This is a genomic window from Chitinophaga silvisoli (genome assembly GCF_003412465.1).
GTDB classification, from domain to species: Bacteria; Bacteroidota; Bacteroidia; order Chitinophagales; family Chitinophagaceae; genus Chitinophaga; species Chitinophaga silvisoli.
In genome coordinates this window covers 101,640-116,940 of sequence record NZ_QTJV01000012.1, presented here as the reverse complement: position 1 = coordinate 116,940, position 15,301 = coordinate 101,640, and the positions used below count along the sequence as shown (strand labels likewise).

The following is a 15,301-nucleotide window of genomic DNA, read 5'->3' as shown; positions in this document are numbered from 1 at the left end:
GGGTAGTGTTGCAGTTTGAATTAGTTTTCAACTACCGATAAAAGAACTCCTTATCCGTAGGGCTTTGAACGAAGCTTAACGGCCTATCTCACATAACTTCTTCTCCAACTCCTCCATACTCATCGACCTTCCAATAATCACCCCCTTCGGATCCAACAAAAAGTTATTCGGTATGTGAATGATCCCATACTCCCTTGCCAGACTCCCATGCATCCCCTCTAGGTCAGACACCTGCTTCCAGGGCAATCCATAATAGTTGATCACATCCTTCCATCCCGCTTTATCCTCCCCCATAAATACACCCAACACCGTGAACCCCATCTTTTTATAACAATTATACAATCTCAGCACATCAAGATTTTCCTCTTTGCCATACCCCTCCCAATAATAGATCAACAAATACTTTCCTTTAAAATCTGCCAGTCTTACAGTATCCCCGTTCTCGTCTGTCTGCACAAAGTCCCGGAACACCTGTCCGACAGCCCCTCTTTTCAGGACCCCTATTTTTTCCTGCAAATACTTCCCTTCCCTGCTGGTCAAAACCTCCGGCGTTAAAAGGTGGAATAAACTATCCAGGTAAGTTGGATCCCCATCATAGGTCAACTCCCGGATGAGGGCAACACTCACGATGCTACCCGGGTGGTCAGCAATAAACTGCGCTGTTTTCAACTTGTGCAGCGCCACAACAGCATCATATTGGGGTGTAATCTCTTTGATGTAGTTAGTATCACTTACCTTGCTAAGGATGCCGCCGAGATATCGCTCCTGCTTCCAGATCTTCGCCATTGACTGCTTGAATGCTTCAAATTCCTGCTGGGGTGCAGACCCGGTGATCCGCAAATTCCCGAGGGAGTCCTTGCCTCCCTGGATTTGAATGTCTGTATTGCCGGTAAATAAGGAGATCCTGTGGGCACCTAGCTTCAATACAATGTGCCTGGGCCCCTCAGCGGACTGAGACCAGCTGAATGAGCCGTTTTTTATAGGTACATATCTAATCACCTCGCTATCGTAGTAATCCGAGTTATCGAAGGTGTCATAGGCATCTTCTTTAGGAATACCTAAGTAGAGGATGGAATCTTCCAGGCCTTCGATGTGACCACTGATAGTGATATGTGAAGGGGTCTGCCTGCAGGCAGCAAGGAATAGCAAGCCGGCCGTCAGGATGGGAAGGGAACAATAGCGAAAAGGCATAATGGGATTTTATGGTGATGCTAAATAATATTGGATGATTTTATTGTGTCTACCCCTCCAATTCCTCGATCATCTCATGATCTACCTCCAACTGCAAATAAGTAATATTAATATTCAAAATCTCTTTCGCCGGTATCACAATCACATCCCCCGGCAGACTAATAGCTACCCCTGGCTCATTAGAATAAAAACTCGTCTTCCCACTTTCTCCCAAAGCTTGCTCTGTCAACGACTGCTTTCTTAAATCCCTCCTTGTCACCTGGGTCAAAACAATATAATCCAATTCTGTAGACTTAGTCTGAAAATAATAATTTTCCAGGTATCCCGTATAGATCAATGTAGACTCTTTTGATCCGGTCACTACATTCAGCAGGATCATATCAAAATTCAACGTAGCATATTTCCCGTCAAACAGCTCATACCATTCATTGCCGGCTCCCAGCAAGGCAACGATTTTTTCACTCAGCCTTTTATTTTTCACGATCCATGCACTCACAACAAATGCCGCCGCAAAGGCGAACAATACATAGCCAAGAAAGCAGATGACATCCCAGCCCATGGTTTTATTATCAATATGAAAGTCCCGGTTGGAGTAAATGATGTTGAGCATCAGGTCAAACTTTACCGTCACTCCCAGTGAGAAGAGAACAGGGAGTAAAACCAGGTGTGTGCAAATAGGAATGAGAATAAAAAGCCAGATGGTGTCCGTGATAGACAAGGCACCGAGCAACTCTTTGAGCTGGCGGTGATTGTTGAGTGCTAAACGGAATGATATGGCTGGAATGAATAGTAATGTGATGAGGAAAGCGCCAATAGCAATGTTCATGGATCAATTGGAGATTGAATCAGCTGCGCAGGATCGGGTTGACACTGTTTAAAAATATGGTTAGCCAGGCTACGCCCGGTGGATGAATTTACCTTTTCGTGAGGCGTTTGCCTTTTCGTAAGGCATTTACCTTTTCGTGAGGCATCTACTTTTTCGTAAGGCGTTTACCTTTTCATGAGACATCTACCTTTTCGTGAGGCATCTACTTTTTCGTAAGGCGTTTACCTTTTCATGAGGCATCTACCTTTTCGTGAGGCATCTACTTTTCCGTAAGGCGTTTACCTTTTCATGAGGCATCTACCTTTTCGTGAGGCATCTACTTTTTCGTAAGGCGTTTACCTTTTCATTAGGCATCTACCTTTTCGTGAGGCATCTACTTTTTCGTAAGGCGTTTACCTTTTCATTAGGCATCTACCTTTCCGTAATTGCATATATTTTCATGCATGCATTGATGAAATGCCTCCAATAAATATAAACGCTTACAATTCCAGTAATTACAACTGAAACTGCTCTATGAATCAGCCGCTTTATGGCTGTGAGATCCCCGCACTCCTTACAGCAGCCGTAAACTCAACCGGTTTATTACTCCTGCTCAGGACCACCTTAAATTGCACCTTCTCCCCATTGGAAATACGGTCGCGATTATTAAACACAGCTTCTGACAAAGCAGCCGCTGCCTTACTGTTCTTTAAGAACGCTTTACCCAGTTTACTGATCTTTGCACGCATACAAATTCGAATGGTTCTATACAAATATAAGGAAAATTTGCCGCCCTCCTCCCCTAATCACACAAAGCATTAAATATCAAACAATTACCATTTCCAGAAGGAGAAATTTGCAACCACGGCTACAGGTAAAACACTACCCCCGGCCACAGGTAAACACTAACCCGACTACAGGTAAAACACTAACCCCGGCTACAGGTAAGCAACTTAAAAATAAACAAACAATATCCATAACTTTATCTTATGACCACAAAATTTCTGCTGCAGCAAAGACAATTTTTACAACAACTGGCCGCCCCCCAATTTGATACACCCGCGGACCTGGTCAGGCACCTGGGTGCCGTGCAGGCACAGGATTATGACATGTCCAAATGGGCCGTAGGCCTGCGTATAAACCATTGTCATTCATCTACAGTGGAAGCAGCAATCAATAATGGTCAGCTCATTCGTACCCATGTACTACGCCCTACCTGGCACCTCGTACATCCTGAAGATCTGCGCTGGATGCTGGCCCTGACAGCTCCTTATGTCAAAAAAGGAATCGCTCACTATGATAAAAAACTTGGACTGGACGATGCTTTCTTTAAGAAAAGTAATAAACTCATTTGTAAAGCCCTGGAGGGAAAACACCTGACCAGGACTGAGCTGAAAGCCGTACTGGATAAAGCCGGGATCGAAAGCGATTCCCACCGCCTGGTACATATTATGATCCGCCCTGAATTGGATGGATTGATCTGCAGCGGTGCCCGAAAAGGAAAACAAACGACCTATGCGCTCCTGGATGAACGTATTCCTGCTACAAAAAACATTACTAAAGATGAGGCCCTGAACACACTGGCATTACGCTATTTCAGCAGTCATGGTCCTGCTACTTTGAAAGACTTTTCCTGGTGGTCGGGATTACCCATCACGGTCGCCCGCGCAGGATTGGAAGCGGTGAAGCACAATTTAGACCATGAGGATGATTATTATTTCAAGGAGCATGCAGGAAAGTTTACACCTAAAGTTCACCTGCTGCCCAATTATGATGAATACCTGGTAGCGTATGCTGACAGGGCAGCCATGCACAATGGGAAAAATGAAAATAAGATGCAGCGTGCGGCTCCTTTTTTTGATAATACAATTATCATCGATGGGCAGGTAGCGGGAACATGGAAACGGGAAGTGAAAAAAGACGATGTGAAAGTGAGTGTATATCCTTTTGAAAAGTTAACAACTACCCAGGAGAGTAAATTGAAAAAAGTAGTAGCCGCTTATATTGCATTCATGCGAATGACCTAATCATCCCATTCATCAGCTTCACCCAGGTCCTCGAGGAAACTCCATTCCTTACTTTCTCTTTTATACAGGAACAAATAATCCCTGATTCGTTTTTCGAGGCCCATACCCTGGATCTTATACAACTCAAATTTCAGGTTTGTAATGCCCTCTTCATCATCCGCAGGTGTAAAAAATAATAAATCATAAGCGGGAACTGCAACGACCAGGTCCTTGCCCAACTGCCCTACAAGCTGCTGCCAGACAGGCTCCACGAACATCACTGTTGCACAATGATCCGAAGCACCATGCAACCCATAACATCCGAATATCGTCTGCATGGGAGTAAACTTAAAATCCCGCACGAAATTCGCTATCGCCACCTGCTTGATTTGCGCCTCTGTGATTGCAGACTCCTCTCCCATATGCCGCTTGCTGATAAACGTAAATTTATCTCCCCTGTCTATGACATAACCTATTGCCAGATCCTTTAACCATTCGGTATGTAAAGGGAAATCCAGTGCAGGATCGGCTTCTGCACACATGACCTGCATCTCGTCCATTAAGAAGACCCTGGGGTAAATTTTATTCCTGTATTCGTTCAAATCGAGTGCGACAGCAGTAGGTTCTGAGATCATATGCTATTTGATTCTTCTTCGAATATAACCTTAGTTTTCTAATAATCCTTGTGTAGGCTGGAGACTTATCGCCTTCGCTTCCGGCCAATCCACAGGATAATTACCTGAAACGATCAGGATAAAAGGATGCAAAACCGGCATTTGTCCCAGACTGGTAATATACTTGTACCTCAAGCGCAGCGAGCGCTCCACCTGCCATTCACTCATCTCCTGCATATTATAAGGCTCCCCATCCAGGATCACCATTTCTACCGGCTCCTTCACATCCTCTCTTATCTTCGCCAGGATCTCCGCCCCTGAAATAAAAGCAGTATTCTTGTTTTTAAGATCAACCTGAATCCTACGCAGTATTTTATCCCGCTTTATGCGCCTTACATTATCCTTGTTCAAAATCAAATTTCCTGATTTCTTTGATTCGCAATTATATACTACCTGGTACCCCTTCCTCCGGTAGCTTTGTATCTTATCATAAGCATTTCTTCCCGGTCTGCAACTGAACAACAAGAGCAAACCAAACAAATACCTCCACATATTTTTATAAAATTTAAAACCTTAAAGGCAAATAAACCATCGTTTTTACTGCCCTCCCAGCCACTTCCCCCGGCTTCCATGCAGGCATCTGGTTTAAGAACCGTCTTCCATGCAGGCATCTAATTTAAAAAACGGCTTCCATGCAGGCATCTGGTTAATGAATTTATACACCAGCAGTTTTATTTCCTCCGGGCCTGCATCCATTGATACATCAGGGTCCATCGTACAGCCATTTTCTGCTATCATACACCAACCCTACACTGTACCTTCAAAACAAATCTCACCCGGACAATACCCCAGGTTCCTTTCAATATATCCATCAAGATCTGGAAATGACGGCTGCACATCCGTATAAAAAGGCAGCACCGGTTTACACGTATCCCTGCCGGGTAAAGCAAACAATAACTGCAACGCAAAAATTGGAACTAACATAGATAAGGGTAAAATAAAAAATTCATATTAGGTAAAAATAAGTTAATTTGATTTAAAATAACCCGACTAAAAGCACAATCATCCACACTGCCAATAAAATCAATAACATTCTAAATAACCCGGTCATATTCAGGATTTCGGCGAATACAGATCTTCCAAAAACAAGTATGGTTAGCCGCGGACCAAGCATCGGCTTCACGTACAACTTTGGTCGTATCTAAATAAGCACTCTGACAAAGAAATCAGGTAACAATGACACGCTGCAAAGGATTCAATCATCGCTCATGGAACGATCTATCTGTACTATTTATTACGTTCATTTTCCCCAGCCCCTGGCTGCGGAAACATTTGCCTTACTACTGGCACAATTGCCGGAACCGATGCAGAAAAAAGTGCGGGCCTTTCGCAGGTGGGAAGATGGGCATGCCAGCTTACTGGGCAAGCATATTTTACAATACGCCGTGAAAGAAAAACATAGTTTAACAGCACTGGAATATACCACCTTTTCAAGGCCCTACTTTCCCGGCGGAGACGATTTCAACATCTCGCATACCGATAAAATAGTCGTATGTGCCATCACTCATTACAATAATAAGATCGGGATTGATATTGAAAGACCCCTGCCGCTGGACATTGACGATTTCAGACAACAATTTTCAAATGCAGAATGGGAACATATCCACAGCTCCCCCGATCCTTTGCAGACCTTCTATGAATACTGGACGGCGAAAGAAGCCGTGCTCAAAGCCAGCGGTACAGGCTTAACCGAAGATTTACACTTACTCAATCCATTTGAAAACAATGAATGGCATCTATATACCATCCGGGATTTCTCTCCTTACTTATGCCATGTGGCCAGTCAGCAGCCTTTAGGCAAGATCAGCCTGGTCAACCTGGGAGATTTGTTTTACCACCAGCATCTTTAAACACCAGTAATCGCAGGGCGTTTAATACCACCACCATCGTAGAACCCTCATGCCCGATCACTGCCGGCCCCATACTGGCGATCCCAAATAATGTCAATGGAATCAATACGGCCACCATTCCCAGGCTAATCACTAAATTCTGTTTAATAATTTTATTCGCCCGCTGACTCAATGCAATTGCAAATGGCAGCCGCTGCAACTGGTCACCCATCAATGCGATATCTGCTGTTTCCAATGCCACATCGGAACCGGCAGCCCCCATGGCTATGCCCACCGTACTATTCGCCATGGCAGGGGCATCATTCACGCCATCGCCTACCATTGCTACTTTACCTTCTGATGTTTTTAATTTATTAATTGCCGCTACCTTTTGCTCAGGTAGTAAATTTCCCCATGCATCTGTGAGCCCGGTTTCCTTCGCAATCGCATCTGCTACCAGCTGGTTATCGCCGGAGAGCATTACCATTTTTTTAATCCCAATGGCTTTGAGTGCATCAAGTGCCGCTCTTGCCTCTGCACGGGGTGTATCCATTACCGTGATCATGCCTGCATACTGCTTGTCTTTGAGCACCAGCATAGTAGTATGTCCTGCTTTGGATTTTTCATCTAGCTGTTGAAGAATGGCCGGGGCGGCGCTCACGAGCGCCTTGTTTCCAATGACCACATCGTGGCCCTGCCATTGTGCCTTGATTCCTTTGCCGGTAACGGATTCCAGGTTCTCTGCAGGAGTGATATCTTTCAGCTGCGCATCGGCTACAATGGCCTTTGCCAGTGGATGATCGCTCAGAGATTCTACGGCCACCACCATCTCCAGGAGCTCTTCTTTGCTTATACCATTGGCAGGAATAACCGCTGTGAGTTTCGGCTTGCCTTCGGTCAGCGTACCTGTTTTATCAAAAGCGATCGCCTTCAGCGTACCCAGGTCTTCCAGGGGCCGGCCTCCTTTGATCAGGATGCCTGCACGGGCTGCCCGCGCTACACCACTCAAAACGGCACTGGGTGTAGCAATAGCCAGCGCACAGGGACTGGCAGCCACTAATACGCCCATGGCACGATAAAAGCTGGCGCTGAAAGGTTCATTTATGACCAGGAATGCAAAGCAGAGGATGAAGACAAAAATAACGACCGCAGGCACATAGTATTTCTGCAATTTATCTGTGAAGCGTTGCGTAGGCGATTGCTGGGATTGCGCCTCGTTCACCAGTTGAATAAGCTTTGATAAGGTGGAATCTTTTGCCGGTTTGGTCACTTTTATTTCCAGGGCACCACTGCCATTCAGGGTACCTGCATAGACGGTACTATCCACCGTTTTATCAACCGGCATACTTTCGCCGGTAACGGCAGCCTGGTTCACGGCACTGTTCCCTTTGATGATGATCCCGTCTGCCGGAATGGTATTGTCGGGTTTTACAACGAGGATATCGTTGACCTGTAAGGTTTCTATTTTTACTTCTGCCAGGTTGTTGTCTTTTTTTAACCACGCAGTTTTAGGAGCAAGCTTAGCCAGTGCACTGATGGAGTTTTTAGCCTTATTCAGGGCATAGTGTTCCAGTGAGTGGCCCAGGCTAAAGAGGAAGAGTAGTAAAGCACCCTCGGCCCAATCACCCAGGATAGCAGCACCCGCGGCGGCAATGATCATGAGGGAGTCGATATCGAAAGATCCTTCCCTGAGATTTTCAATCGCTTCTTTGACAGTGAAAAATCCCCCGGCCATGTAAGCAACGATGTATAACGATAAGGGGACTACGGCAGGAATGCCTTTGATAAATGATAATCCAAAGCCAAGCGCCAGTGCTGCGCCACAGGTGAGACTGCAGATCAGTTCTATGTATTTCTTCCAACCCTGTTCATGATCGTGATCATGATGGTGATGATGCTGTTCCTTCATATGTCTGAAGATACGCAAACAATAGCAAATTGCATTTCTTCAGCACTGGGATAAGGCAATATCAACAAGGTGGTAAATACTTTCTTTATCCCGCCTGCAGGATCTTGCCACAGCCCGTATATTTTACCCAATTTACCACGGCATCTGTCACCACGGTGCCCATCTCAATTCCTACGGCTACGATCATACATTCACTCTTTCCTAAAATTGCCTTATCCAGTTGCAAGCTAACGGTGCTCGCTTCTATTCCTTGTTTTGCAAGGTACCAGGGTGTGCTAAATGACACGGGAACTGTCCATCCACCGGAAAATCCTTTCAACGTTATATCTTCCACTGCTCCCAGACTTAAAATCAACCGGTACACAGGTTGTTGCCAGGGTAGTACGATACTCACGCCGGGCTGCAATGCCGGTATTTCTATGCGGGCTGCCGCTTTCTTACGGTCCAGCGTTACGGACAAGGGATGCCTGACCACACTATCAAAAAGATGCTGTTCGTTCAGGTTGAACCCACTCAGCTGCGTGCCAAACCTGGAGAAGAGGACGCTTCGGCTACCCGGGTCATGCGCTTGATCCTGCAATAACAGTTGTCGGCAAAGGGCCGTAAACTGTGATGCAAGGTTCACATCAGTCAGGTGCTTCACCGGGGCGATTGCCATCCTGAGCGACTTTGCCGCCGAAGAGCAAACCCCAAATTCTTTATTGTTTTGCCGGACCCGCTCACAGGAAGGCAGTTTTTCAATTTGCTTTGCGGATGGACCTCCATTCTTCCTAACAATATATCCATCCTTCTCTTCCCGGTTCCTGGGCAGATAAAAGTTAATTCCCTCCAGTTTTCCTTCGAACTGGATGAGCGATTTTCTCAATGCCATTGTATGTAGTTTAATGAGTATTGAAATGGATGGGTGTACCGGGTATGACCCGCACGTGATCCGCAGGTATCCCGCCTTTTTTAGGATACGGATTATAGGCGGAATATATGCGGGTTATCTGCGGGTTACCTGCGGAATACCTCCCTTTGTGACAAGTTAAAGACCCCCATTTCACATGAGACCGCAGTAAAATAAATTTGGAGAATTATACCAATCGGTATATTTTTACATCGTCTTAAATGAACCGATATGAGCAAAGCAGAAAAGACCAGGCAGTATATAGTGGAGAAAACCGCTCCTATCTTCAATACTAAGGGTTTTGCGGGCACGTCTCTCAGTGATATGACGCAGGCTACGGGCCTGACCAAAGGTTCCATTTATGGCAATTTTGCCAATAAAGACGAAGTTGCCCTCGCCTGTTTTGACTACAATTTTAAAAAGGTAGTCGGCATCATCGAAAGTGCCCTCGAAAGGGAAAGTACCTATCGGGGCAAACTCCTTGTGTACACTAAAATTTATGACGATTTCCTGAGCGCTCCCTTCCCTACCGGTGGTTGTCCGGTATTGAATACCGCCGTGGAATCGGACGATACTCATCCTGACCTGAGAGCTAAATCAGCCGAAGCGATCGGGAACTGGAAAAACAGGATCTCAGGCATTCTCAGTAAAGGGATTGAAGCAGGGGAATTCAAGCCCGGTATAGATATTGAGCAGACCGCACTGACCCTTATTGCAACGATCGAAGGGGCCATCATGATTGCGAAATCAACCGGTAAACTGAACTACCGCACTGCTATCCTGAACTCGATCGAAAATATGATCAACGCACTTTAAATATTTTTTTGCATATTAATATACCGATCGGTATATTTCAAAACTAAGAAAATGAAAACAAGTAACAACACGGTATTAATCACCGGCGGTAGTGCCGGTATCGGATTCGAAATTGCACAGCAACTCAGTGAACAGGGCAACCAGGTTATTATCACCGGGCGTAATGCAGAAAGATTGCAGGCCGCTGCTGCACGGTTAAAAAACACCACCGCTATCGTATCGGATGTAAGCAGCCAGAGCGATGTCACTAAGCTGGTCAACCAACTGAATGAGCAGTTCCCTCAGCTGAATATCGTGATCAACAATGCAGGTTATTCTTCCTCTCCATACAGGCTGCTGCCCGGTGTTGATACCTTCGAAAAGGCCAGTGCCGAAATACACACCAACTACCTGTCTGTACTCAGGCTGAACGAATTGCTCCTGCCATTGCTGAATAAACAGGCGCAGGCCGCCATTGTAAATGTATCCAGCATCGTATCTTTTGCGCCCAGTATTGATATCCCGGGTTATAGCATCAGCAAGGCGGCCTTGCATGCTTATAGCAGGGTCCTGAGACTTACCCTGAAAGATACCCCTGTACGTGTATTTGAACTGATGCCTCCATTAGTGAATACGGAGTTCTCTAAAGAGATCGGTGGTGAAAAAGGTATTCCGCCTTCACAGGTAGCTGCAGACCTTTTAGATGGGCTTAAAAATGATAATTACGAAATACATGTAGGCAATACGGCAGACATTTATCAACTCTACCTCTCCTCTCCGGAAAATGCCCTGCAGGCACTGAATAGCAACAAGTAATTTTTTCGCCCTTAAATATACCGATCGGTATGAAAAAAAAAACCATTCTGTTGGTTACCGTCATTGCTGCGGCTGTGATGGAACTGATCGATACCTCTATTGTCAATGTCGCCCTTTCGCATATGAGCGGGAACCTGGGGGCTACGCTGGAAGATACTTCCTGGGTGATCACCGCCTATGCGATTGCGAATGTGATTGTGATACCGATTACCAGTTTTCTCGTCTTAAAACTGGGCCGGCGGAATTATTATATCGGGTCTGTGATCGCCTTTACCTTCTTTTCTTTTATGTGTGGCCAGGCATCCAATATCTGGACATTGGTAGCATTCAGGTTCCTCCAGGGCATAGGCGGCGGGGCACTGCTATCGGTATCCCAGGCGGTGGTGTTTGAATTGTTTCCAAAAGAGAAGCGGAATGTAGCCAGTGCGCTCTTTGGCATCGGGGTATTCGTTGGGCCTACGATTGGGCCCACCCTGGGCGGATATATTACCGAGTTTTATGACTGGCCCTGGATCTTTTATATCAATGTGCCGATTGGTATAAGCGTAGCCGTTATATGCTACCTTTTACTGAAAGAACCGGAGATCAAACAGGAAGCGGGTAAGGTGGACTGGCTGGGCATCTTCCTGCTGGCAGTGGGTGTAGGGTCACTGCAGACGGTGCTGGAGAGAGGGGAAACGGACGACTGGTTTGAGGCCAATTACATCATTTTGCTGAGCGTGACGGCTTTCTTTGGGCTGTTGTTATTCATCTGGTGGGAACTGAAAACGAATAACCCGGTGGTGAACCTGCGGGTCCTGAAAAGTAAGAACCTGAGTCTGGCGGCGATACTGACATTTATATCAGGAGTAGGTTTGTTTAGTTCTGTTTTTCTGACACCGGTGTTTGCGCAAAGGTTGCTGGGCTTTACGCCTACACAAACGGGGCTGTTACTCTTGCCCGGGGCGTTGCTGGCGATTGGAGGATTGATGATATCCGCGACATTGTTGCAGAGAGGGGTGTCGCCTATTGTGATGATTACGATCGGTATGTTTCTCTTTGTGTTGTTTAGCTGGCAGATGTCGCATTTGAGCCTGGATGCGAGTGCGGGGATGATCACGAATAGTTTGATTTACCGGGCAGTAGGCCTGGCAGTAGTAACGGTACCTTTGACGACGCTGGCGGTGTCGGGGCTGGATCCGAAGGATATACCGCAGGGGGCGGCGTTGAATAATATGATGCGGCAGTTGGGCGGGAGTTTTGGATTGGCGATGGTGAATACCTACCTCACGAACAGGAATGCGGTGCACAGGACGGACCTGGTGAGTAATATTACGGTTGATAATCCCCTGGCGGTGAAAAGGGTATCGGATTATACGGCTTATTTTATGCAGCATGGGTTTGGGATGTTCGAGGCAAAGCAGAAGGCGCTGAAAGCAGTGGATTTTGTGGTGACGAAGCAGTCGAACCTGATGAGTTATAATGATGCGTACCTGATGGTGGGATTGGTGTTTTTGTTTTCATTGCCCTTGTTGCTGCTGGCGAGGAGGAGGAAGGCAGGGGTGCAGGTGAAGGTAGTGTTGTCCGATCATTGATGAATATGTCTTACATTTATGTTGCATCATGCAACAGACTAAAAACAACTACGATAAGGTTGCCTTCCAATATGACTGGCTGAGCAAAGTGGTATTTTACCGCTCGCTGGAAAATGCGCAGGTGAGCTTATTAAAATATATCCCAGCCGGTAGCCATGTCCTCATTGTAGGCGGTGGTACCGGCTGGATCCTGGAACGGCTGTCGCAATTGCACAACAACGGACTTTCCATTACCTATGTGGAGATCTCCGGCAATATGATCATCCTTTCCCAAAAAAGGGACATAAAAGAAAATACCGTTGAATTCGTACACCTGCCCATAGAAGAGTATACCCCGGACCGTGATTATGATGTGATCCTTACCCCCTTCTTATTTGACAACTTCGCACCCGAACGGGCACAACCTATTTTCTGGCAGTTACATTATGCCCTGAAGAAAGGCGGCACCTGGTTATTTGCGGACTTCTATTATGATAAGGGAAAAAGCCGCTGGTGGCAAAAGTTGCTTTTGAAAATCATGTACACCTTCTTCAGATTGCTCTGCAATATAGAAGCAAATTCACTCTTCGATATGGCCATTTGTTTCGGCCAGGGAAAATACGAGGTACTCCATAAGCGTTTCTTCTATTTTGGCTTCATACAGTCAATTGCTTATAGAAAACCGGTGTAATTACTATTTTATTCCCTGAATGTACCCGGCAGTAAGTTAAATTGAAACCGCATCCTTGTTTATAAAAAAAAGCCGGAATAGGACTATCCCGGCTTACTACGTAAACCTACATCTGTTACATACGCTTGTTGTTACACTTTTTAAAGCGCCTTAAAATTGATCATTCTCATTTTAACCTGCAAATGGAAGTCCCTGAACCAGACAAATAGGCCCCTGAAGTAGATAAATCCCCTTACGAACATCACCCCCACTCTTGACGGTTATCATGTAAAAAGGATCACTGCGGTAATACCTTTGTTAAAACCAGTAATACTATGGAAAAGATTCTCTTTGTAACGGACGCGCAGCAACTTAGCAATAAAGCAATGGATTTTGCAGGTTTTATCTGTCAGTTATCGAGATCAAAACTGACGGGTGTTTTCCTGAAAAATAGTGCTGCCGGAGGTTTTAAAAAGGCATGTGATGCGAGGAGTATAATAGGGGCTTTACATCCAGATACTGCAATAACCCAGGCGGGTATTGTGGCTGAAACGCGTTTTGCAGACCTGGTGCTGCTGCAACCAGATGGGATTACGCTGCATGGTGCGGCATGTCCTGTGGTGGTGATACCCTCACATTTTGAAGGATTAGACCAGCTTGTGTTCATCTATGACGGTGAAGCGGCAAGTATAAATGCGATCAAACAATTTACTTACCTGTTCCCTGATCTGAAAGATCTGCCGGTAAACGTGGTATGCTTAACGGATCATGAGGAAGAATTGGGAAAATGGTTTACCAGTCATTACAGGGATGTGACCTTTACACATCATAACCTGCCAGAGCTGAGGGAATACCTGGGATGTAAGGAAAGGGCGTTTATTGTGGTGAACAATGAGTTGCCCTCAGAGCGGATGTCAAGTCAGGCATTGTTCCTTTGTAACAATTAGTACCTGTCAATGGCGATTAACATTTGCCCGTAAGAATCAGCACATTTAACACAACAACAATATAATCATTACCTATTACACTATACCTATGACTAAATCTTAACAACGACGACGACGAGCAATGTTAACCCAATATCCATCGTAACAAGGTGCAATCCCGATGCAGGGCTGATCTCTAAAAAAGATCAGCCCCTTTCGTTTTACGGAAAAGGGGCTGAATGGTGTACTTACTGTTCAGCCCCGTACCATGGCTGCAAGGGGGGACTGCCCATTCATGATACAGCATTTTGTAAATGTATAATTTGAAGCTATTGAGAATTACTAAGATGAAAATTCACCTGATCCGGTATTTTCATTGTTGGTACAAACTCAATCATGTTGTCGTGTTTTATAGCAGGCCGGCTCCCATTTCATCCTGGATCTTCAGGGTCAGATGGTCGGTGCGGGTAGTGAGCAGCCAGTTAAGGCCGCTCTTCCGCAGCACCTGAACAGACAAGCCTATTTGTCTGTAAAAGTCTTTCTCCAGTTCAGCCACGGTCCGGTCTTCACTGATGTCGATCCAGCCGAAACTATGGATCATACGAATATCTTCGATGGGGGTATCCAATGGCCATTTCTCATTCCTGGGGCATCCTTCTCCTGCTTCGTGAGGGTGCTTAAAAAATTCCAGTCTGAGATGAGGGTATGCTTCCTGAAACTTATCCTGGATATTTTGCAGCAGGTCTTCTTCGCTGATATAAATTTCCATGGTGCACGTATTTAACTGTGATAAGAGCATAGTAGTAGCGTTAAAAAAAAGATGAATATTGGCGTCGATCGTAAAGGGCTGGTTACATGTATTATGAGATAAATGTAGGATGGCTGACGATGGTCAGCAATGATTGTAGTCAGGGGGGTTGCTGCTTATAGTCAGGGAGATGGGGGTGGCGGAATAAAACGGTGCAGGATTATAAAATTGGCCGGTTGGATTACAAATTGGCTGGCAGGATTACAAATTAGCTAGAGAATTATAAACTGGTGGCAGGATTACAAACTGGTTGGCAGGATTACAAATTAGCCAGAGGATTATAAACTGGCTGCCTGGATTACAAATTGGCTGGCAGGATTACAAATTAGAGGATTATAAACTGGCTGCCTGGAATTTAAACAGGGGCATGAACCTTAAAACTGGTATTGACCGGCTTGCGAAAAGGTGGCTTGCCGGCTGGTAAATCCTA

General features: G+C 45.6%; 16 protein-coding genes. 7 read left to right on the top strand and 9 right to left on the bottom strand.

The genetic code is table 11. The features are described from left to right. Positions 1–75: 75 nt before the first annotated feature. The 3 genes from DXN04_RS26835 to DXN04_RS26825 all read right to left on the bottom strand — a co-directional run bounded on the left by DXN04_RS26835 (position 76) and on the right by DXN04_RS26825 (position 2,745). Complete coding sequence (locus tag DXN04_RS26835; RefSeq protein ID WP_116856496.1) at positions 76–1,191, bottom strand: TlpA disulfide reductase family protein; 1,116 nt, start codon at positions 1,189–1,191, stop codon at positions 76–78. Positions 1,192–1,240: 49 nt separating this feature from the next. Further along, positions 1,241–2,017: a hypothetical protein gene (locus DXN04_RS26830; protein ID WP_116856495.1), complete on the bottom strand. Its 777-nt coding sequence runs from the start codon at positions 2,015–2,017 to the stop codon at positions 1,241–1,243. Between the two features lie 527 nt (positions 2,018–2,544). Further along, positions 2,545–2,745 carry a hypothetical protein gene (locus DXN04_RS26825; protein WP_116856494.1) on the bottom strand — a complete coding sequence of 67 codons (201 nt, stop codon included), beginning with the start codon at positions 2,743–2,745 and terminating at the stop codon, positions 2,545–2,547. A 240-nt stretch (positions 2,746–2,985) separates the two neighbouring features. Here DXN04_RS26825 and DXN04_RS26820 point away from each other — a divergent pair, with 240 nt between their 5' ends. Further along, entirely contained in the window at positions 2,986–4,023 is a 1,038-nt protein-coding gene (locus DXN04_RS26820) for a winged helix DNA-binding domain-containing protein (RefSeq protein WP_116856493.1), read from the top strand. Here DXN04_RS26820 and DXN04_RS26815 read toward each other — a convergent pair. The 3 genes from DXN04_RS26815 to DXN04_RS34920 all read right to left on the bottom strand — a co-directional run bounded on the left by DXN04_RS26815 (position 4,020) and on the right by DXN04_RS34920 (position 5,414). Next, positions 4,020–4,637, bottom strand: coding sequence for a hypothetical protein (locus DXN04_RS26815; RefSeq protein WP_147320071.1), 618 nt, complete (start codon positions 4,635–4,637; stop codon positions 4,020–4,022). The two genes, DXN04_RS26820 and DXN04_RS26815, sit on opposite strands and share 4 nt — an antisense overlap. Before the next feature lie 30 nt (positions 4,638–4,667). After that, complete coding sequence (locus tag DXN04_RS26810) at positions 4,668–5,168, bottom strand: hypothetical protein (RefSeq protein ID WP_116856491.1); 501 nt, start codon at positions 5,166–5,168, stop codon at positions 4,668–4,670. Positions 5,169–5,261: 93 nt separating this feature from the next. Continuing rightward, the gene (locus DXN04_RS34920; RefSeq protein ID WP_158569165.1) at positions 5,262–5,414 is read right to left on the bottom strand and encodes a hypothetical protein; all 153 of its coding nucleotides are present in this window, start codon (positions 5,412–5,414) and stop codon (positions 5,262–5,264) included. A 470-nt stretch (positions 5,415–5,884) separates the two neighbouring features. Here DXN04_RS34920 and DXN04_RS26805 point away from each other — a divergent pair, with 470 nt between their 5' ends. Continuing rightward, positions 5,885–6,526, top strand: a complete 642-nt coding sequence (locus DXN04_RS26805; protein WP_116856490.1) for a 4'-phosphopantetheinyl transferase family protein — start codon at positions 5,885–5,887, stop codon at positions 6,524–6,526. Here DXN04_RS26805 and DXN04_RS26800 read toward each other — a convergent pair. After that, on the bottom strand, positions 6,489–8,414 hold the full coding sequence (locus DXN04_RS26800; protein WP_116856489.1) for a heavy metal translocating P-type ATPase: 1,926 nt from the start codon (positions 8,412–8,414) through the stop codon (positions 6,489–6,491). The genes DXN04_RS26805 and DXN04_RS26800 overlap by 38 nt on opposite strands. An 85-nt stretch (positions 8,415–8,499) precedes the next feature. Continuing rightward, complete coding sequence (locus DXN04_RS26795) at positions 8,500–9,285, bottom strand: hypothetical protein (RefSeq protein ID WP_116856488.1); 786 nt, start codon at positions 9,283–9,285, stop codon at positions 8,500–8,502. Positions 9,286–9,534: 249 nt separating this feature from the next. Here DXN04_RS26795 and DXN04_RS26790 point away from each other — a divergent pair, with 249 nt between their 5' ends. From DXN04_RS26790 to DXN04_RS26770, 5 genes are all read left to right on the top strand, one after another. Next, a complete protein-coding gene (locus tag DXN04_RS26790) occupies positions 9,535–10,119 on the top strand; it encodes a TetR/AcrR family transcriptional regulator (protein ID WP_116856487.1) in 585 nt (194 codons plus the stop codon). A 51-nt stretch (positions 10,120–10,170) separates the two neighbouring features. Further along, positions 10,171–10,914 carry an SDR family oxidoreductase gene (locus tag DXN04_RS26785; RefSeq protein ID WP_116856486.1) on the top strand — a complete coding sequence of 248 codons (744 nt, stop codon included), beginning with the start codon at positions 10,171–10,173 and terminating at the stop codon, positions 10,912–10,914. Positions 10,915–10,943: 29 nt separating this feature from the next. Then, complete coding sequence (locus tag DXN04_RS26780) at positions 10,944–12,488, top strand: DHA2 family efflux MFS transporter permease subunit (protein WP_116856485.1); 1,545 nt, start codon at positions 10,944–10,946, stop codon at positions 12,486–12,488. A gap of 28 nt (positions 12,489–12,516) precedes the next feature. After that, a complete protein-coding gene (locus DXN04_RS26775; protein ID WP_116856484.1) occupies positions 12,517–13,158 on the top strand; it encodes a class I SAM-dependent methyltransferase in 642 nt (213 codons plus the stop codon). A gap of 314 nt (positions 13,159–13,472) precedes the next feature. Further along, the gene (locus DXN04_RS26770) at positions 13,473–14,084 is read left to right on the top strand and encodes a hypothetical protein (RefSeq protein ID WP_116856483.1); all 612 of its coding nucleotides are present in this window, start codon (positions 13,473–13,475) and stop codon (positions 14,082–14,084) included. Between the two features lie 388 nt (positions 14,085–14,472). Here DXN04_RS26770 and DXN04_RS26765 read toward each other — a convergent pair whose 3' ends face one another. After that, entirely contained in the window at positions 14,473–14,832 is a 360-nt protein-coding gene (locus DXN04_RS26765) for a hypothetical protein (protein ID WP_147320070.1), read from the bottom strand. Between the last annotated feature and the right edge of the window lie 469 nt (positions 14,833–15,301).

Bases quoted from the DNA above. Each gene is read 5' to 3' on its own strand.
- DXN04_RS26830 (WP_116856495.1), bottom strand. From the start codon at position 2,017: ATGAACATTGCTATTGGCGCTTTCCTCATCACATTACTATTCATTCCA.
- DXN04_RS26810 (WP_116856491.1), bottom strand. From the start codon at position 5,168: ATGTGGAGGTATTTGTTTGGTTTGCTCTTGTTGTTCAGTTGCAGACCG.
- DXN04_RS26805 (WP_116856490.1), top strand. From the start codon at position 5,885: ATGGAACGATCTATCTGTACTATTTATTACGTTCATTTTCCCCAGCCC.
- DXN04_RS26825 (WP_116856494.1), bottom strand. From the start codon at position 2,745: ATGCGTGCAAAGATCAGTAAACTGGGTAAAGCGTTCTTAAAGAACAGT.
- DXN04_RS26780 (WP_116856485.1), top strand. From the start codon at position 10,944: ATGAAAAAAAAAACCATTCTGTTGGTTACCGTCATTGCTGCGGCTGTG.
- DXN04_RS34920 (WP_158569165.1), bottom strand. From the start codon at position 5,414: ATGATAGCAGAAAATGGCTGTACGATGGACCCTGATGTATCAATGGAT.
- DXN04_RS26815 (WP_147320071.1), bottom strand. From the start codon at position 4,637: ATGATCTCAGAACCTACTGCTGTCGCACTCGATTTGAACGAATACAGG.
- DXN04_RS26775 (WP_116856484.1), top strand. From the start codon at position 12,517: ATGCAACAGACTAAAAACAACTACGATAAGGTTGCCTTCCAATATGAC.
- DXN04_RS26795 (WP_116856488.1), bottom strand. From the start codon at position 9,285: ATGGCATTGAGAAAATCGCTCATCCAGTTCGAAGGAAAACTGGAGGGA.
- DXN04_RS26790 (WP_116856487.1), top strand. From the start codon at position 9,535: ATGAGCAAAGCAGAAAAGACCAGGCAGTATATAGTGGAGAAAACCGCT.
- DXN04_RS26770 (WP_116856483.1), top strand. From the start codon at position 13,473: ATGGAAAAGATTCTCTTTGTAACGGACGCGCAGCAACTTAGCAATAAA.
- DXN04_RS26820 (WP_116856493.1), top strand. From the start codon at position 2,986: ATGACCACAAAATTTCTGCTGCAGCAAAGACAATTTTTACAACAACTG.
- DXN04_RS26765 (WP_147320070.1), bottom strand. From the start codon at position 14,832: ATGGAAATTTATATCAGCGAAGAAGACCTGCTGCAAAATATCCAGGAT.
- DXN04_RS26785 (WP_116856486.1), top strand. From the start codon at position 10,171: ATGAAAACAAGTAACAACACGGTATTAATCACCGGCGGTAGTGCCGGT.
- DXN04_RS26835 (WP_116856496.1), bottom strand. From the start codon at position 1,191: ATGCCTTTTCGCTATTGTTCCCTTCCCATCCTGACGGCCGGCTTGCTA.
- DXN04_RS26800 (WP_116856489.1), bottom strand. From the start codon at position 8,414: ATGAAGGAACAGCATCATCACCATCATGATCACGATCATGAACAGGGT.